Annotated in this window: 16 protein-coding genes and 1 pseudogene; 10 read left to right on the top strand and 7 right to left on the bottom strand. The window is 57.8% G+C overall.

Annotation, left to right across the window (positions count from 1 at the left end):
* The 7 genes from proX to ACZZ0G_RS27060 all read left to right on the top strand — a co-directional run bounded on the left by proX (position 1) and on the right by ACZZ0G_RS27060 (position 7,582).
* A complete protein-coding gene (gene proX / locus ACZZ0G_RS27090) occupies positions 1 to 1,023 on the top strand; it encodes a glycine betaine/L-proline ABC transporter substrate-binding protein ProX (protein WP_463558279.1) in 1,023 nt (340 codons plus the stop codon).
* Positions 1,024 to 1,111: 88 nt separating this feature from the next.
* The gene (locus ACZZ0G_RS27085; RefSeq protein ID WP_463558278.1) at positions 1,112 to 2,179 is read left to right on the top strand and encodes a GlxA family transcriptional regulator; all 1,068 of its coding nucleotides are present in this window, start codon (positions 1,112 to 1,114) and stop codon (positions 2,177 to 2,179) included.
* 126 nt (positions 2,180 to 2,305) lie between these two features.
* Positions 2,306 to 3,622: an NAD(P)/FAD-dependent oxidoreductase gene (locus ACZZ0G_RS27080; RefSeq protein WP_463558277.1), complete on the top strand. Its 1,317-nt coding sequence runs from the start codon at positions 2,306 to 2,308 to the stop codon at positions 3,620 to 3,622.
* Between the two features lie 120 nt (positions 3,623 to 3,742).
* Entirely contained in the window at positions 3,743 to 4,645 is a 903-nt protein-coding gene (locus tag ACZZ0G_RS27075; protein ID WP_463558276.1) for a dihydrodipicolinate synthase family protein, read from the top strand.
* A gap of 1 nt (position 4,646) precedes the next feature.
* Positions 4,647 to 6,137: an aldehyde dehydrogenase gene (locus ACZZ0G_RS27070; protein ID WP_463558275.1), complete on the top strand. Its 1,491-nt coding sequence runs from the start codon at positions 4,647 to 4,649 to the stop codon at positions 6,135 to 6,137.
* 203 nt (positions 6,138 to 6,340) lie between these two features.
* Entirely contained in the window at positions 6,341 to 6,589 is a 249-nt protein-coding gene (locus ACZZ0G_RS27065; RefSeq protein ID WP_463558274.1) for a hypothetical protein, read from the top strand.
* A 63-nt stretch (positions 6,590 to 6,652) separates the two neighbouring features.
* Positions 6,653 to 7,582 carry a ZIP family metal transporter gene (locus ACZZ0G_RS27060; protein ID WP_463558273.1) on the top strand — a complete coding sequence of 310 codons (930 nt, stop codon included), beginning with the start codon at positions 6,653 to 6,655 and terminating at the stop codon, positions 7,580 to 7,582.
* A gap of 29 nt (positions 7,583 to 7,611) precedes the next feature.
* On the opposite strand, the gene ACZZ0G_RS27055 is transcribed toward ACZZ0G_RS27060, so the two are convergent.
* The 5 genes from ACZZ0G_RS27055 to xylA form a co-directional block, all read right to left on the bottom strand.
* The gene (locus ACZZ0G_RS27055; protein ID WP_463558272.1) at positions 7,612 to 8,571 is read right to left on the bottom strand and encodes an EamA family transporter; all 960 of its coding nucleotides are present in this window, start codon (positions 8,569 to 8,571) and stop codon (positions 7,612 to 7,614) included.
* A 237-nt stretch (positions 8,572 to 8,808) separates the two neighbouring features.
* Entirely contained in the window at positions 8,809 to 9,945 is a 1,137-nt protein-coding gene (locus ACZZ0G_RS27050) for a sugar ABC transporter permease (RefSeq protein WP_463558271.1), read from the bottom strand.
* A complete protein-coding gene (gene xylG, locus ACZZ0G_RS27045; RefSeq protein ID WP_463558270.1) occupies positions 9,946 to 11,502 on the bottom strand; it encodes a D-xylose ABC transporter ATP-binding protein in 1,557 nt (518 codons plus the stop codon).
* Between the two features lie 165 nt (positions 11,503 to 11,667).
* Positions 11,668 to 12,669 carry a D-xylose ABC transporter substrate-binding protein gene (xylF, locus tag ACZZ0G_RS27040; protein WP_463558269.1) on the bottom strand — a complete coding sequence of 334 codons (1,002 nt, stop codon included), beginning with the start codon at positions 12,667 to 12,669 and terminating at the stop codon, positions 11,668 to 11,670.
* Between the two features lie 149 nt (positions 12,670 to 12,818).
* The gene (gene xylA, locus ACZZ0G_RS27035) at positions 12,819 to 14,135 is read right to left on the bottom strand and encodes a xylose isomerase (protein WP_463558268.1); all 1,317 of its coding nucleotides are present in this window, start codon (positions 14,133 to 14,135) and stop codon (positions 12,819 to 12,821) included.
* Positions 14,136 to 14,310: 175 nt separating this feature from the next.
* On the opposite strand from xylA, the gene ACZZ0G_RS27030 reads away from it, so the two are divergent.
* Complete coding sequence (locus tag ACZZ0G_RS27030) at positions 14,311 to 15,486, top strand: XylR family transcriptional regulator (RefSeq protein ID WP_463558267.1); 1,176 nt, start codon at positions 14,311 to 14,313, stop codon at positions 15,484 to 15,486.
* A gap of 252 nt (positions 15,487 to 15,738) precedes the next feature.
* On the top strand, positions 15,739 to 16,458 hold the full coding sequence (locus tag ACZZ0G_RS27025) for a hypothetical protein (protein WP_463558266.1): 720 nt from the start codon (positions 15,739 to 15,741) through the stop codon (positions 16,456 to 16,458).
* 71 nt (positions 16,459 to 16,529) lie between these two features.
* Here ACZZ0G_RS27025 and ACZZ0G_RS27020 read toward each other — a convergent pair whose 3' ends face one another.
* The gene (locus ACZZ0G_RS27020; RefSeq protein ID WP_463558265.1) at positions 16,530 to 17,078 is read right to left on the bottom strand and encodes an FRG domain-containing protein; all 549 of its coding nucleotides are present in this window, start codon (positions 17,076 to 17,078) and stop codon (positions 16,530 to 16,532) included.
* A 17-nt stretch (positions 17,079 to 17,095) separates the two neighbouring features.
* A pseudogene (locus ACZZ0G_RS27015) lies at positions 17,096 to 17,314 on the bottom strand (oxidoreductase); the annotation flags it as partial.
* A gap of 293 nt (positions 17,315 to 17,607) precedes the next feature.
* On the opposite strand from ACZZ0G_RS27015, the gene ACZZ0G_RS27010 reads away from it, so the two are divergent.
* On the top strand, positions 17,608 to 18,078 hold the full coding sequence (locus ACZZ0G_RS27010) for a MarR family winged helix-turn-helix transcriptional regulator (RefSeq protein ID WP_008077486.1): 471 nt from the start codon (positions 17,608 to 17,610) through the stop codon (positions 18,076 to 18,078).
* Positions 18,079 to 18,557 lie beyond the last annotated feature (479 nt).

Here is an 18,557-nt window from a genome sequence, read left to right as displayed (position 1 = left end):
ATGAAACTGACAAATCTCAAGAAAAGCGTGGTTGCGAGCCTGGTGGCTTCAGTGTTTGGCGCCTTGTTGTGCTCGGCGGTTTACGCGGCCGACGCCAACAAACCGGGTGCCGGCGTTTCGATTACGCCGATCTTCCCGACCATCGCCGAAGAGCGCTTTCGCGGTGAAGTCGTGATCGCTGGCCTCAAGGAGTTGGGCTACGACGTCAAACAGCCAAAAGAAGTCGACTACCCGGCGATGTTTCTCGCGCTGTCTTACGGCGACGCGGACTTCACCGTGCATGAATGGGAACACCTGCACCAGGCGTTTTATGAAAAGGCCGGCGGCGATGACGTGATGGTTAAGGTCGGGCAAATCATGAAGGGCGTGCTGCAGGGCTACATGATCGACAAGAAGACCGCCGAGGCTTATCAGATCAAGGATCTGTCGGACCTGAAGAAACCCGAAATCGCCAAACTCTTCGACAGCAACGGTGACGGCAAGGCTGACCTGACAGGCTGCAACCCAGGCTGGGGCTGCGAGATTATGGTTGAACACCACATGAAAGCCTATGGTCTGGGGCCAACCGTGGTCGACAACCGCGGCTCGTACTTCGCGTTGATGGCGGACACCATTGCGCGCTTCCAGCAAGGCAAACCGGTGCTGTTCTTTACCTGGGTTCCGCAGTGGATCGCCAGTGTTCTGGTAGAGGGGCGTGACGTGGTCTGGCTGCCGGTGCCGTTCACCTCGCTGCCGGATGGCAAGGAAAGCAAGGACACTTTCCATGATGGCAAGAACCTCGGTTTCCCGGTGGACACGGTCAATGCCGTGATGAACAAAGAGTTCGCCGAGAAAAACCCGGTGGCGCGCAAATTCCTCTCTGAAGTCAGCATCCCTACGGCCGCTGAAAGTGCGCAAAACCTGCGCATGCAGAACGGTGAAAAGTCGCTGGCCGACATCAAGCGGCATGCCGCGGAATGGATCAAGGCCAACCAGCAAGCCTATGACGGCTGGTTGAGTGACGCGCGGGCGGCAGCGAAGTAATCGGTTCGACCACGGTTTGGCGGCGGGCCGTGCCGGTCGCTAAACCAACGGGTTGTCGTTTCAAGTGAAGGTGAGCGGGTGACGCAACATGGAAACTTTCCAGAGTCCGTTGAAACAACAGAACATTGGATTTCGCCAATCCACAGTTATGTCGGGCCATGAACGTGTGGTGCGGGTGGCGTTCATCCTGCTCGATCATTTTTCGTTGACGACGCTTTCAACGGCGATGGATGCCTTGGCCACTGGAAACCTGATCAACGCTGAGACGATTTACACGGTATCGACCTACTCACTTCAGGGCGGGCTGGTTGAAAGTGATATTGGCGTGTCGCTGGCTTCGCAAAGGTTGGTCGCAGAAGGCTTCAATCATGATGCGGTGATTGTGGTCGGTGGCCAGCGCGTGCGGCTTGCCGCGCAGCCGTTGCTGCGCCGGGTGCTGAAAAAGTCCGCCAGTAAAGGGATCGTTGCCGGTTGCTGGAATGCCGCGTTTTATCTGGCCGATGCCGGTTTGCTGGAGGCTTGCGAGTTCGCCTGTCACAGCGACAGCGGCGGCCTGATCCATGAGTATTTCCCGCAGTTGAAAGTATCGACTCGCGAGTTTATTTGCGCGCAGCGCCGGGCCACTTGCGCCAACGCTCATTCGGCGCTGGATATGACCCTGGCGATCATGCAGGAACTGGGTGCGCGCAACGATGCGGCACTGGTTGATGAAATAAAACGCGTTCACCAACCCGGACAAACTCAACCGAAGTTTGCGGCAAACGCCGACAGCCTTCGCTGCTCTTCGATTCCGAAGCCGTTGAATATCGCGCTCGACTTGATGGAAAAAAACATTGAGGAACCGCTGGAAATCGATGCAATCGCCAGCCACGTCGGCGTGTCACGCCGGCAACTGGAAAGAAGGTTCGCCCGCTATCTGAATGCGGCACCGAATCGCTATTACCTGGAACTGCGTTTGACTCGGGCTCGGCAATTGATTGTGCAGAGTGATCGCTCGTTGACGGATGTCGCACTGGCTACCGGTTTTGTCAGTTATCCGCACTTCTATAAACGCTTCAAGGACCTGTTCGGCTTACCGCCCATGACCTTCAGGGATTATTACTACGCCAACGACCATGCCAACAGCGGACGTTATGCCGTGGCGGCCAGTTTTTAAAACAAACAGTCAATCGTCACTGTTTGCGCAAGTGCCAGTTTTGCAAGTTTCCGGATCAACGCCACTGCGTGCGTTTGCTTTGTGCCGCGTGCGTTTTGCAACTTCAACGATTAACGGTTCAACACTATGAAAGTCAGTTCATTACCCGCCGATGATGATAGTTGTGGCTGGTTTCATTTGAGCAAGCCACGCAGTCCCGAGCCGGCTCACCGCGGGCACCGTTCCGCCCGCTGGGTGATCATCGGTGCCGGTTTCACGGGGCTGGCGTGTGCGCGGCAACTGGCGCTCAACTTTCCCGATGACGAAGTGGTGCTTATCGAAGCGCAGGAAGTCGGACTGGGGCCGTCGGGGCGCAATGCCGGTTTTGCCATTGATCTTCCCCATGACATTGGCGCTGAGGATTACATCGGTGACATCGCGCTGGCTCGGACCAGTTTGAAACTCAATCTGGCCGGCCAATCGATACTTCGCGAGCTGGTCGATCAATACCGCATCGACTGTCAGATGAAAGCCTGCGGCAAATATCAGGCGGCGGTAGAAAACCGCGGCATCGCCGTACTCGATGCCTATCGCCGGGGCTTGGAAAAACTCGATCAGCCTTTTCAAATGATCGATGCCGATGAGTTGCCCGAACACTTGGGCACGCGGTTTTACCGCAAAGCGTTGTTCACGCCGGGCGCAGTGTTGCTGCAACCGTCCGGACTGGTGAAAGGCCTGGCCAACCATCTGCCGTCGAACGTCACGCTGTATGAGCGCACGCCGATTCTGGAAGTGGAATACGGCGCCAAGACGCTGCTCAAACACGCCCACGGCAGCATCACTGCCGACAAGCTGATTCTGGCGAACAACTCGTTCGGTATGCGTTTCGGCTTCCTGCAAGGGCGCATGTTGCCGATCTACACCTACGCCAGCATCACCCGGCCGCTGACCGAGGAAGAACAGGCGCGCCTCGGCGGTAAACCGTTCTGGGGCGCCATTCCGGCGGATCCGTTCGGTACCACAGTGCGCCGTACCCCGGACAACCGTTTGCTGATTCGCAACAGTTTCACCTTCAACCCCGATGGCCGCAGTAACAGCAAGTACAACGAGCGTTTCGTGCGTCGGCACAAGGCTTCATTCGATCAGCGTTTCCCGATGTTGCCGGACGTGACGTTCGACTACACCTGGGGCGGCGCCTTGGCCATGTCGCGCAACCACAACGGTTTTTTCGGCGAACTGGCGCCCAACGTTTACGGCGCGCTGGGCTGCAACGGTCTGGGCGTCACGCGTGGAACCGTGACCGGCAAGTTGCTCGCTGACTGGCTGGCGGGGCAGCGTGAGCCACTGATTGATTTCCTGTTGCAGGCGCCGGGGCCCAACAGCAACCCGCCAGAACCGTTCCTTTCGCTTGGGGTGAACATGAACCTCAAGTGGGGGCAGTACCGCGCCGGGAGAGAAAGTTGAGGGTCGCTGAAGCCTCGTCGCTCTGCTGCCGTCCCGAAGGCTTGCGCCGCCAATAACCACGGTCTGCCCGGCATGCCGTCGGGCGCACGGATTGAACATTGAACCACTGGAGAAAACGCTATGAACTTTGACGGAATTTTTACCCCTGCCATTACCCCGTTGTCCGCTGATGGCCAGATCGACTATTCGGCGTTCTCCGACGTGCTCGAATATCTGATCGAGTCCAAGGTTCACGGCATCGTTATTGGCGGCTCCACCGGCGAGTATTACGCGCACACCGCCGAGGAGCGCGTGGCCGTCGCCGAGCGCGCCAACGACGTGATCCGTGGGCGTTTGCCTCTGGTCATCGGCACTGGCGGCATTCGTACCGAAGACTCGGTGTACTTCGCCGAAAAGGCCAAGTCGCTCGAAGCGGACGCCATCCTCGTCGGTTCGCCACCGTATGCGTTGCCGACGCAGAAGGAAATTGCTGCTCACGTGCTCGCCGTGGACAAGGCCGCCGGGCTGCCGATCATGCTTTACAACTACCCGTCGCGGATGGGCGTGGCGATGGGCGACGAGTTTTTCGAAGCGATTGCCGGCTGCAAGAACATCGCCGCTATCAAGGAAAGTTCGGGCGAAATGAGTCGTCTGCACCGTCTGGCTCACGCCCATCCGTCGATCCAGTTGTCCTGTGGCTGGGATGATCAGGCCCTGGAGTTTTTCGCCTGGGGCGCGCGAAGCTGGGTATGCGCCGGCTCGAACTTCATCCCGCGCGAACACATTGCGCTCTACGAAGCCTGTGTACTGGAGAAGAACTTCGATAAGGGACGGCGGATCATGTCAGCGATGTTGCCGTTGATGGATTTCCTCGAGAGCGGCAAGTTCGTGCAGTCGATCAAACATGGCAGCGAACTTAGCGGCCTGCGTGCCGGCGGGGTCCGGGCGCCACTGCAAGCGCTGGAGCCTTCCGAGAAGCAAGCGCTGGAAAGCGTGATCAAAACCCTTCAGAAAAACGTCGCGCGTATCGTCGAGGAGGCTTGAAATGGCAGACCTGCTGAGTAAAGAGCAATACCTCGAACTGGCTGCGAAGCTCGAATTTCGCAATCAAGCGTTCATCAACGGCCAGTTTTGCGCCTCGCGTTCAGGCAAGACATTCACCACGACCAACCCGGCCACCGAACAGGTATTGACCGAGATTGCCGCGTGCAATGCCGACGACGTCGATACCGCCGTTGCAGCGGCCAAGGAAGCCTTCGCCGACGCACGCTGGCATTCACTGGCGCCGTCCGCACGCAAATCGGTATTGCTGCGCTTTGCCCAGTTGCTGGAAGACAACGCCCACGAACTGGCGGTGCTCGAAAGCCTGGACAGTGGCAAGCCGATTCGTGAATGCCAGAACATCGACGTACCGGAAACGATTCACACGTTGCGTTGGCACGCTGAGCTGATCGACAAGATCTACGATGCTACGGCGCCGGTCGGCTCGGGTGCGGTGACCATGGTGGTGCGCGAACCGATCGGGGTTGTCGGCCTGGTGCTGCCCTGGAATTTCCCGCTGCTGATGCTCGCCTGGAAAATCGGCCCGTCGCTGGCCGCAGGTTGCTCGATCGTGGTCAAACCGGCCAAGGAAACCACCTTGAGCACTTTGCGCGTCGCCGAACTGGCGCATCAGGCGGGGATTCCCGCCGGTGTCTTCAACGTCGTGCCTGGGGGCGGGAAAGAGGCGGGCGAGCCACTCGGGCGTCACCCGGACGTGGCCATGGTCAGCTTCACCGGTTCAACTGACACCGGGCGACTGTTCCTCAAGTATTCCAGCGAATCGAACCTCAAACGCATCGTGCTGGAATGTGGCGGCAAGAACCCGGCCGTGGTGATGAATGATGTCGAAGACATCGACCTCGTCGCTCAGCACGTGGTGAACGGCGCGTTCTGGAACATGGGGGAAAACTGCTCGGCCTCATCGAGGCTGATCGTGCACGCCGACGTCAAGGATGAACTGTTGCAGCGTGTGCAGGTGCATCTGGGCGACTGGAAAATGGGCGACCCACTCGATCCTGAGAACCGCTTGGGCTCGATGATCAGCAAGGCGCATTTCGAGAAAGTCCGTTCCTACCTTGACGTTGCCCGCGACGAAAACCTCAGCGTGTTGGTAGGCGGAAACACCCGCGACGACATCTTCGTCGAGCCCACCATCGTTGACGATGTGAGTCGCGATAGCCGTTTGTTCCAGGAAGAGATCTTCGGCCCGGTGCTGAGCGTCACCACGTTCCAGACCGTTGACGAAGCCATTGAGCTGGCCAACGACACGGCCTACGGCCTGGCGGCATCGGCTTACACCGGCAACCTGCGCCATGCCCTGAAACTCTCACGCGGGATTCGCGCCGGGATTGTCACCGTGAACTGCTTCGGCGAGGGCGATGCCTCTACGCCATTCGGCGGCTACAAGGAGTCGGGGTTCGGCGGGCGCGACAAGTCGATCTGGGCGCACGACCAATACACTGAAATCAAGACCATCTGGATTGACGCTTCCTAATAGCGCCTTGACGCAAGAAACTACATCGCCCCGACCACTCGATTGAGTGGCGGGGCGATTGCCCCATACCGTTATCCAATCCATGAGCTGGATTGGTGGGTAGACGCATCAGCAGAAAGCTTTCAGTCATCCGCTTTTCGTCAGACATTTTGAACCTAACCCGAAATCGGTCGCTCAACCGGGAAATGTTCGGGGTGGGCGAAATGAACGCGTTCAAGAATCAACTGACACTCGCACAAGAAACCAGATTACTCGCGTTGGCGGCCTGGCAACGCGCACTGGAAAACCTTGAACTGCGCATGGACTGCCCAGACGCCTATCACGATGAACTGCTGCGCCAATCGGATGAAATGGATCGCTTGGGCATACTCAGCTGGGACGAGTGGCGCGACCTGCGCAGAGAAGCAGACGTCGCCTACCTGCGCGCAGTCGCTGGAGACGATTACCATTGAGGTCATGTACGGTCGTTATCTGGATCCGCTGAAAAGATCGACTCAACAAAACAGGAGATTTCCATGCCCGAGCCGTTGACCTCATCAGGCGCGCCACCTCGCTCCTGGTTCGCCCGTTTCTCAGGATCCGGGTGGGGCGGACGCATCTTCTGGTCAATTCTGATCGGGGTGACAGTCTTCCTGCTGATCAGCGGGTATGGCGCCTTCGTCGGGGCCAATAAACAGAATCTGTACTTCGCCTTTATCGGTGGCATGACCGGCTTCGCTGCCACGGCAATGGGCGCTGTCGTAGCGATCGCGTTGCGCGATATCGCCGCCCGAACCCAAGACATCATGCTCGGCTTCGCTGCCGGAATGATGCTGGCGGCCAGTTCGTTTTCGCTGATTCTGCCTGGCATAGAAGCGGCTCAGGCGCTTTGCGGTAACCCGTTGCTTGCAGCCTGCGTCGTCGTTGCAGGATTGGGATTGGGCGTTGCACTGATGGTCGGCCTTGATCGTTTCGTGCCTCACGAACACGAGAAAAGCGGACGCCGGGGGCCGGATGCGCAGCGCATCAATCGTGTCTGGTTGTTCGTGCTGGCAATCACACTGCATAACCTGCCGGAAGGCATGGCGATTGGCGTGAGCTTCGCCAACGGCGATATGAAGGTGGGACTGCCGCTGACCACTGCCATCGCCATTCAAGACATTCCCGAAGGTCTGGCAGTCGCCCTGGCATTACGCGTAACCGGCATCTCCGCACTGCGCGCAGCGCTGATTGCGGTGGGTTCGGGGTTGATGGAACCCATTGGCGCCATTGTCGGACTGGGTATTTCCAGCAGCTTTGCGTTGGGATATCCCATAGCGCTCGGTCTGGCAGCCGGTGCGATGATTTTTGTGGTCTCCCATGAGGTCATTCCCGAGACCCATCGCAACGGGCATGAGACCCCGGCCACCTTGGGACTGATGCTCGGCTTTGGGGTGATGATGTTTCTCGACACTGCTTTGGGTTAATCACGAACCTGACCACTGGAGAGAAACCCTCACGCACTGGCTTTAACCTCAGCCTTGACCACTGATTTACGATAAGTCAGCAAAACGATGCCCGTGACCACGATCACGCCACCGAGAATCTGTCCGTTGCTGAGCATCTGGTCCAGCACGATCCAACCCATCAGCAGCGTTGCCAATGGCTCGATGTTCATGACCGGCGCATTGCGCGGCATGTCGAGTCGAGGCACAGAAATGAACAGGACGATAAAACCTGTGCCGTACAACACCACCAGCGTGGCGAGGGCCAGCCATCCGGTCGAGGTGGCGGGCAGGTTCAGTCCGCCAGGGAGGGCGCCCGTCAGCCCTGCGAGGTTGACGCTGCTAAACACGATGAAAATGGTCAGCAGACTGCGCACCGAGCCACGTACCTGAGACAATTTGTGGTCGGTGATCCACAGCGCGCAGGCGAACACGCTGGCGGCGCAGAACGCGAGCGCGACGCCCGTCAGCCATTGCGCACTGACGTCTGTCGTGGTCGAAAGACGCCCGGGCACGTCCAGCACAAACACCAGACCCAATAGAATCAAGCCCATTAACGTCGCAGTGCGTGCGCTCGGTCGCTGGCCCCCCAGCGCCCAGGTGAGCAATGCCAGCAGAATAGGGAATACGTTCGCCACCAGCAGGGCCAGCGCCACCGGCACCCGTGCGACAGCAGAGTAAAGGCACAGACTCTGCGCAGTGATCAGCAACCCGAGCAATAGTTGCCAGCGCCACGCACCCGCCGGCAAGCGCGGGCTTTGTCTTTGCCACAGCACCAGAATGGCGAGCACCAGCAAGGTCCCGCCGGAACGCATCAAAATCGCCAGCAACACACCCGCACCATCATCAAAAGCGACTCGCGCCGCCACATGATTGCCGGCAAACGCACAGCCCATGCACAACAGGATGATCACAGCCAGATAACGAGGGTAGGGCGGCGGAACGGTTTGCGTAGCGGTAGGGCGAGGCATGGCAGATCTCAAGAGTGATAGCCGCTCAAGGCGACCCGGTTTTTATTATGTTGTCGTACAACTAACCGGTTTGTACCGTATCTGACGGCGACGGGCAAGAGAACTATGCACTGTAAACACGGGTCTGCAGCACGCTACGCCCGGCTTTCAGCGCCTTGAGAAATAAAAGAGATCGTATGACTTTGCGGCGCGACAAATCAGCTCTGGCCAGGTACGGAGGGGCGAAACCCCCACGGCTTAACGTCGCCCGGTCCGCGTACTCACATCCACCCATACGGCCAACACCAAAATGCTGCCCTTGACGATCATCTGCCAGTAACTGTCGACGTCGAGCATCGACATGCCGTTATCCAGACTGGTGATGACCAGCGCGCCGAGGAGGGCGCCGTAGACCGTGCCGGAACCGCCGCGCATCGAGGTGCCGCCGATAAAGCACGCGGCGATGGCATCGAGTTCGCCCATGCTGCCGGCCGAAGGCGAACCGGCGGCGAGGCGCGCGGTGTTGACCACGCCGGCGAGGGCGCACATCACGCCCATGATCCCGAAGATCCACAGCTTAACCGCCTGCACATTGATCCCGGACAGACGCGTCGCTTCCATGTTGCTGCCCACGGCATAGACGCGGCGGCCGAACACGGTCTGGCTGGTGACGTAGCTGAACACGCCCAGCAGAATCAGCAGCAACAACACCGGCACGGGAATGCCGTCGTAGCTGTTCAGCGTCTGGACGAAGCCGGCGAGCACGGCGCCGATCACCAACACGCGGATAACATCACGCACCAACGAATGTGCCGCGAGGCCGTGCAGGGCGCGATTGCGCCGTTGTTTCCAGGTCAGGAACACGGTCAGCGCAAACAACAGAATGCCCAGACCGGTGCCAATCGCATGGGGCAAGTAACCCTGGCCAATGTAAACCAGCTCTGGCGATACCGGCGCGATCGTCGTGCCGCCGGTAACCCCGAGCAAAATCCCGCGAAAAGCCAGCATGCCGCCCAGGCCGACGATGAAAGAGGGTATGCGCAGATAAGCCGCCATGTAGCCGTTGGCGAGGCCGATCATCAGGCCACACAGGGCGACCAGACTCAGGTTCGCCAGCAGCGGAATGTGGTAGACCACATCAAGAATCGCCGCAAGACCACCGAGCAGGCCGAGTAATGAACCGACTGACAAATCGATCTCGCCGCTGATGATCACCAGCACCATGCCGCAGGCAAGAATGCCGGTAATCGACATTTGCCGCAGCAGATTGGACAGGTTGCGCGGGGTCAGGAATCCGCCCTCGGTCTGCCAGCTGAAAAACAGCCAGATCAGCACCACGGCAAACACCAGCGCGAGCATTTTGTAGCGGGTGAACAGTTGTTTGACCTGATTCATTTACGCGGATTTCCGATCATTATTGTTATGGCTGCCAGGCTGGCTGAGGGCGGCGGCGAGTACCTGTTCCTGCGTCAGTTCATGATTGATGAAGTCGCCGCGCAACTGGCCTTCGCCGATCACCAGCACGCGATCGGATACGCCGAGCACTTCGGCCAACTCCGACGAAACCATGATGATCGACACGCCGGCGGCGGCCAGTGCGCCCATCAATTTGTAGATTTCATATTTGGCGCCGACATCCACGCCTCGGGTCGGCTCGTCGAGAATCAGCACTCGGGGCTTGGCCAGCAGCATCTTCGCCAGCACGGCTTTTTGCTGATTGCCCCCCGACAGGCTGGTGATCGGCAGGAAAGGGCTGGCGGTCTTAAGGTGCAGGCGCGAGATTTCCTGACCGATGCAGCCCAGTTCGGCTTCGGCATCGATGCGGGTCAGTTTCGAATAGTTGTCCAGCACGGCGAGGGTGATGTTCTGGCCGACGCCCAGGTCTGGAATGATGCCTTGGCGTTTGCGGTCCTCCGGCACCAGACACAGGCCGGCGCGAATTGATTTGAGCGGTGTGCGCGTGTCGATGGGTTGCCCGTCCAGCCAGACTTCGCCCTCATGGCGACCGGGATAAGCGCCGAACAGCGCGGTCACCAGTTCAGTGCGGCCGGCACCGACCAGCCCGGCGATGCCGAGGATTTCGCCGCGTTTGAGCACGAAGGAAATATCGTCGACCCGTTTGCGCTTGGGGTTGTCGACGTCGTAGCAGGTGATGTGCCGAGCCTCGAAAATCACTTCGCCGATGTCATGTGGTTCGGCGGGGTAGAGGTTGCTCATTTCCCGCCCGACCATCTGCGTGATGATCTGCGCAATGTCCATGTCGGCCATGGCGGTGGTAGCGATGTGTTTGCCGTCGCGGATCACCGAAATGGTGTCGCACACAGCGGCCACTTCATCGAGCTTGTGCGAGATGTAGACGCAGGCAACGCCTTTGGCTTTGAGGTCGCGGATGATGTCCAGCAACACCTCGATTTCCGAACGGCTCAAGGCTGATGAAGGCTCGTCGAGGATCAGCAGGCGGGCCTTTTTGTTCAGGGCCTTGGCGATCTCCACCAGTTGTTGATAGCCGCCGCCGTACTGCGAAACTGGCAGCGATACGTTCATGTCGGGGACTTTCAATTCGCGCATCAGCGCTTCGGCGCGGTGGATCATCGCCGGGTAATTCATGCGTCCGCCGGGCAGCGTCAATTCATGACCCATGAAAATGTTTTCGGCCACCGACAGATCGGGCACCAGCGTCAGTTCCTGGTGAATGATGACGATACCGGCGGCTTCCGTTTCGCTGATCGATTGCGCCCTGAGCGGTTGCCCGTCCCAGAGGATTTCACCGTCCCAGGTGCCATGGGGGTAGACCGCCGAAAGGATCTTCATCAGCGTGGACTTGCCGGCACCATTCTCGCCGCACAGGCCAACGCACTCGCCGGGTCTGACCTTGATGTCGATGCCGTTGAGCGCTTTGACACCGCCGAAGGTTTTGACGATGCCGTTCATTTGCAGCAGATAGTCGGACATGGACAGGACTCGTATAACAAGGACTCACACACCACGAAACCTGTGGGAGCGAGCTTGCTCGCGAAAGCGGTGGTTCAGCTGGCATCGATACTGAATGTGCTGCCGTCTTCGCGAGCAAGCTCGCTCCCACAAGGGTTTTCGCATCACCGCAGAGTTGTGATGGGATCACTTCCCGGCAATTTGCGCCTTGGTGTAGAAGCCGTCCTGTTCGAGCAGGTCGATGTTGTCCTTGGTCAGCGGGGTGGGCGTGAGCAGGATGGTGTCGACTTTTTTGCTGCCGTTGTCGTACTGCGAGCTGAAGGCGGGTTTTTCGTTGCGCGCCAGTTGCACCGAGAGCTTGGCCGCTTCGGTGGCAATCAGTTTCAGCGGTTTGTACACGGTCATGGTTTGCGTGCCGGCGATCACACGTTTGACTGCGGCAAGGTCAGCGTCCTGCCCTGAAATCGGCACCTTGCCGGCCAGTTGTTGCGCTGCCAGTGCCTGGATCGCGCCTCCGGCCGTAGCGTCGTTGGAGGCGACGATGCCGTCGATTTTGTTGTCATTACGGGTCAGCGCGTTTTCAACAATGCTCAGCGCCTCCGTCGGGTTCCATTCCTTCACCCACTGCTGGCCGACGATCTTGATCTCGCCCTTGTCGATGGCCGGTTGCAGCACTTTCATCTGGCCTTCACGCAGAATCTTGGCGTTGTTGTCGGTGGGCGCACCACCGAGCAGAAAGTAATTGCCCTTGGGCGCGGCATTCAGCACGCCGCTGGCCTGCATCTCGCCGACCTTTTCGTTATCGAAGGAAATGTAGGCGTCGACATCGGCGTTGAGGATCAGACGATCATAGGAGACGACTTTGATCCCGGCTTTCTTCGCTTCGGCCACCGCGTTGGTCAGCACCGTGGCGTTGAACGGCACGATGACGATGACATCGACGCCCCGGGAAATCAGGTTTTCGATCTGCGAAATCTGCTTCTGCTCGTTGGCATCCGCCGACTGCACGAAGACCTTGGCGTCCATTTTTTCTGCCGCCGCGACGAAATAATCACGGTCACGCGACCAGCGTTCCAGACGCAGGTCATCAATGGAAAAACCGATTTTCGGGTGGGCAGCGTCAGCCATCACCGGCAGTGACAACAGCGCCAGGGCAGTTGCCAGTAGCGTGCGTTTTACGTTCTTCATGTGGGGCGTCCTTTTATTGTTGTTGGAAAGACACGGCCTGACGATGATTATCGGGCTGGTAAAACTGTAGAGAATCCGCAGACGCCGCAGGCACAGATTTGTCGTAGAAATGTCACCGCGTCGATGCGCCCGCAGACCTCTCTGTGTGATCAGCGATAGATAAACCGGTTGACGATGTTCTCGAGCCTTTCCTGGCGGCCGCTGACGGCTTGCGGGTTCAACTCGTTGGTGAACGCGTGCTCGGCCAGCGATTCAAGGTTGAAGTCACCGGCCATCACCGCCTGCCCGAACGGCTGCTGCCAACCGGCGTAGCGTTGATCCTTGAGCCGTTGCAACTCATCGTTCTGGACCATGGCCGCTGCGCGTTCCAGAGACAGCGCGAGAACGTCCATGGCGCCGACGTGGCCATGGAACAGATCGATCTGATCGAGGCTCTGGCGGCGAACCTTGGAGTCGAAGTTGAAACCGCCATTCTTGAAGCCGCCGGCCTTGAGAATTTCATAGGTGGCGAGGGTCATTTCTTCGACGCTGTTGGGGAATTGGTCGGTGTCCCAGCCGTTTTGCGGATCGCCACGGTTGGCGTCGATGCTGCCGAAAATCCCCAGGGAGACGGCCGTCGCGATCTCGTGATGGAAACTATGCCCAGCCAGGGTCGCGTGGTTGGCCTCGATGTTGACCTTGATTTCGTGCTCCAGCCCGTACTGCTGGAGAAAGCCGAACACGGTGGCACTGTCGTAATCGTATTGGTGCTTGGTCGGCTCCTGCGGTTTGGGCTCGATCAGCAGGTCGCCGGTAAAACCGATCTTGTGCTTGTGCTCGACCACCATGCGCATGAAGCGGCCCAGCTGTTCGCGTTCACGTTTCAAGTCCGTGTTGAGCAGGGTTTCGTAGCCTTCGCGGCCGCCCCACAACACGTAGTTGGCGCCTTTCAGGCGATGGGTCGCGTTCATGGCGCTGAACACCTGAGCAGCGGCGCAGGCGAACACTTCCGGGTCCGGATTGCTCGCGGCACCTGCCGCGAAACGCGGGTTGCTGAAGCAATTGGCCGTGCCCCACAGCAGATTGATTCCGCTTTGCTCCTGGTGTTGCTCGAGGTGATCAACCATTTGCGCGAAGTGGTTGCGATACTCCTTCAGAGAGCTGCCTTCCGGAGCGACATCGGTGTCATGGAAGCAGTAATAGTCGATACCCAGTTTGGAGAAGAATTCGAAGGCGGCTGCCGCTTTACCGATGGCCATTTCCATCGGATCGCCGGCGTGTTGCCATGGGCGCTTGAACGTCCCCGCGCCGAACACATCGGAACCGAGCCAGACGAACGTGTGCCAGTAACAGGCAGCCATGCGCAGGTGTTCGCGCATGGGTTTGCCGAGGATCAGTTTGTCGGCGTCGTAGTGACGAAAGGAGAGGGGAGAATCGCTATCCGGGCCTTCGTAGCGAATCTGCTCGACATCGGGAAAATACTGCATGGACCTTGTCCTTGTTGTTCTTGGCGGTGTCTCGATACTAGCAACGGCCCTGCGCCTGCTGATTATGAAAAACATCAACACGGGGTGCGATTTTGCGTATTGAGCTTCTTCGGCCACGCGCCTAGTCTGTGCCAATCGCCTCTGTGACAAGGGGTTTGGGACAAGTATAAAAACAATGAAAACCGTACCGCCTGTTCACCGCATCGCCCTGTTGTTCAACGGCAGCAAGATCTACGACCGTGGGATCATCAGTGGTATCGGCAACTACCTCAGCAGCACTCGCGCTTCTTGGGACTTGTTCCTGGAAGAGGATTTTCTCTGTCGCCTGAAAGGCATCGAGCGCTGGCAGGGTGACGGGATCATTGCCGACTTCGACGACCCGCTGATTGGCGAGGCACTGGCCGATATCCAGATGCCGGTAGTAGCAGTAGGGGGCTCGTACGAGGATAAACGCGCCTATCCGAAAGCGATTCCCTACGTCGCTACCGATAACAACGCGCTGATCAACCTGGCTTATACGCACTTGATCGAAGCAGGACTGCAACGTTTTGCCTGCTTCAGCCTGCCGGAAGCGCAGGCCAATCGTTGGGCACAGGAGCGCGAAAAAGCTTTTCGCAAACTGATGAAGCGCGATGGCCTGCACGGCGAAATCTATCGCGGCATGGGCACCAGCGCACCGCTGTGGGACAGCGCCGTCGAACAACTGATCGCCTGGCTGCAAAGCTTGCCCAAGCCCATTGGCATCATCGCCGTCAGCGACGCCCGCGCGCGCCAGTTGCTGCAAGCCTGCCTGACCGCCGGGATTGCCGTGCCGGAGCAGGTGGCATTGATTGGCATCGACAACGACCCGCTGACGCGCAGTTTGACTCGAGTGCCTCTGAGTTCGGTGATACAGGGCACGGAAACCATGGGCCGTACCGCCGCGCAACTGCTGCACCAGATGCTGCACGGCATGCCTTCCACCGGTACACAGATCCTGATTCCGCCGGATGCGGTCAACGTGCAGGTGTCGAGCTTGCACCAGCTTTTGGGCAATCCCTACGTCATGCAAGCGCTGCTGTTCATCCGTCAATACGCTTGCCAGGGCATCAAAACGGCGCAGGTGGCGGCGTATGTCGGTGTGTCGCGTTCATCACTCGAAGCGCATTTCCGCACCGAGCGAGGCTGTAGCGTGCATGACGAGATTTTGCGTTTCAAACTGGCAGCGGCTACCAGCGGTTTGAAAAATGCTGATTCGGTGATTGCCGACGTTGCGCGCAGTTGTGGGTTTAAGTCTGCGCAGTATTTGCACACGGTGTTTCGACGGGAGTTTGGTTGTACTCCTCGGGAGTACCAACAAGATCGGAAATAGCGGGCGACGATGGCCGATTCGGGTACGAAGTTCAGGTAGGGCAGGAACGAGGTAATGAAATGCGAGTATCCAACTCGAGCGATCACTGAACCAACCGTTGCGTATTTTAACTGTCGAGTGCGCTGTGGCGCTTTGATATCATTGCGTGGCATTACATCGACAACGATGTGATTGGTCGTAAATCGGGCACATGCAACGATGCAGATTTGACGTTCAGTTTGTTTAATTTCAATGACTGGCAATGAGGCTGTAGTGCAAAAAAGTAAAACATGGAAGCGCGTCAATACTTACCAACAATGCCCACAACTGGGCTATTTACTCGATGCATGGGTTGCTGCGGTCGAGCGCTACACGGGGCACTTTCCTGATAACCCTTGGAGCTACAACGAACGCGCCATTCTCAGCACATTGGCCGGTGCTGCCTGGACGATGGATGGATGGGTCGCACTGGAAGAGTTCGCCACATCAAAACGTTTAAGGAAACTGGAGGCGGGCGTCGATCACGGCGACAAGCTCAGAAAGGGGCGTTGCGACTTGTTCGTCAACTCACCTGAAGCGAGCTTCGTCTTCGAAGCGAAACAGGCCAACCAGCCGATCGGAGGCCGATCCGATGGTTTTTCATACGCCTACAACGCGATGGGTGCCGCCTGGGACGATATTGGTGATGTGCAGGTCGGAGAGGCAGATTACCGCTTTGCTGCGACTTTTGTGGTACCGATGATTCCGCTCGGTGAGATTATCCCTGAGGGAGGCAAGCAAGGTGATATCTGCGCCAAGAAAGTCGAAGGTTTCCTGAAACCATGGCTCGAAAAGACAATGGGGTGCTTGGGCAAAGACGCGAAGTATCAGGATTTCGCGTTCGTTTTCCCTAATCTGGGCGACAAAAACTATGTCCAGCGAGGCCGGTATTACCCTGGCGTCGTCTTGGTGTTGAAAGAACGTCGGCGCGCAACCTCTCGAAGTGCTGCGTAGGCCAGTCATATCGTGAGGATATCTGGCGCGGCGATGTGCTTGCAGCGACGTTCACCGCCCAGCTTTCCGAACTATTGAAAACTGTTGATTCGCTCTTGGAGATCTTTAGCGATACCTTCTAGCCCTGGGTAAATGAAAGCATGTGTTATTCCGTAAAGCGCAAGCTCCCGCTTCATGTTCATCCTGGCCTCAAAAGGAATGCTGTACTTGGTAATCCGTCCCCATTTCAATGGTTCAAACGGATTCTGTTGAATTGAGAAAAGCCCGCCTTGAGAAGAAATTCTCGGCGTCACATGACTTGCGAAGAATAGTCCGTCGCTTTCGAACGGCTGTGAGGCAAAAGTATCGAGTGGCGGGTGCTTGACCCGCATGACATAGAATGCGGCTGAGCCATTGAATTTTTCGGTACTCAACTGTTCTCTTTTCAGCCAGTCGGCATCAATCATTTCGCCCACTGCAAAATACAGCGCAACAAGTGGGTTTGTCGTCCAATCCAATAATCGTGTCGGCAGACCATGATGCTGCGCCAGCGCCAGCCAGTCCCATTCCGAATCAGGCACGTCGCTGAGGAAAGGTCTGGCCGCAGCCTTGAAGCGCTGTAATGCTTCGCGCTCATTCACAATGCTTACCGGATATCGCGGGAGGCGGGATCCTTCAGCACACTGATTACGTAGCGATGACGCTCTCGGGAGTCATTGCACAGCGAGTATTGTCGGGTGAGGCCGCCGGCAATATGGATGTCGATGTGAGCACCGGCATTGAATGGTGGTAACGGCCGGCCGTCTGCTGCGCACAGCTCAAAACTGCAAATACCTTCGGCCTCAACGACTTTGCGGGTGACGTTGACTTGAAGCATGACTTCTCCCTCCACATTGAAGTGGCTGCTGAAAAACGAACGGCAAAAAAGGGTGCGAGCGGGTGACGAATCAGCCAGGCGCGAAGAAGCAGGAGGAGTGGCTAATCATGGGCGCCAGGGAAGGGCACGGTTGGCGAGGGTTCATAAGCAAGACCTGTTAATTATTTTTTTGAGGTTGTGCTACGGCGTATCATGCGGCGCATTGTCCGCAATGCCAGGCTGAGTGAATCCTCAGATAATTTAGTTGCGGTGTCAACCAAATTGCAGGATCTTCGATCTACGGTGTTTTCTCGATGGCTACCGATACACAACTGAACCTGTCGCGTTATGTACCTGGTCTGGTGACATTCCTGGCGAACAAACTCGCCACCGGGGCTTCCCAGTGTTATCGCAAACACTTCGGCATCGGCGTTGTTGAATGGCGGATGCTTTCAATGCTCGCCGTTGAATCCGACATCACCGCCAATCGAATCTGTCAGGCGATCGGTCTCGACAAGAGCGCTGTCAGTCGTTCATTGCAAACGCTGGAAGCAGCGGGGCGGATCACCAGTCAGCTGGATCCCAAGGACGCGCGGCGTTACACCGTGCGATTGACGGCCAGCGGCAAGGAATTGCATGACCGCGTGCTCAAAGTTGCACTTGAGCGAGAGTCGCGCCTGCTCAGCGGACTGACCCCGGCTGAGGTCGACACGTTGGTTGACTTGCTTGGGCGCCTGCATCTGCAAGTGCCCAATGTGAACAGCTACGACCCAAGTGATGAGTGAATCATGGTTGGGTTTTGGCGCGATCTGTAGGTTGAAATCCACCGTGAAGCAGGGCTAGTCGGATTCTCTAAATGGACGGTCCGGCAAGGATGGAAGTGGGCCTACTCCTACTTAACTCTCAAACTCGTCCTACATTTTTTTGGTCATGTCTTTGCTAGCGTTGCAGCCGCGTTCGCTGGGTGCACGACAGCAAAGCATTTCGACTGAGACAGAAAGGGCAGGAGATAGGAGTGAAGGATCACTTGAACACTTCAGAGATCAAAGATGCTAAGGGTTATGAATCGCTGCGCACGCGGCTGGATAATCTGGGCAGTTCGATTGAGTTTTTAATCATGGACATCGCTACCCATGTCCCAGTGGATGAGACCCTGCATAGGCGGGTGTTTTCCGCACTCTATGATCGGATCATGGCTGATCAGCGCAAGTGGCACGAAAAGGTCGCACAAGCTCTACATCCAGCTGCATACCCAGAGCTCATC

Source organism: Pseudomonas sp. AC169, from assembly GCF_979258515.1.
This window is presented reverse-complemented; position numbering and strand designations above follow the sequence as displayed.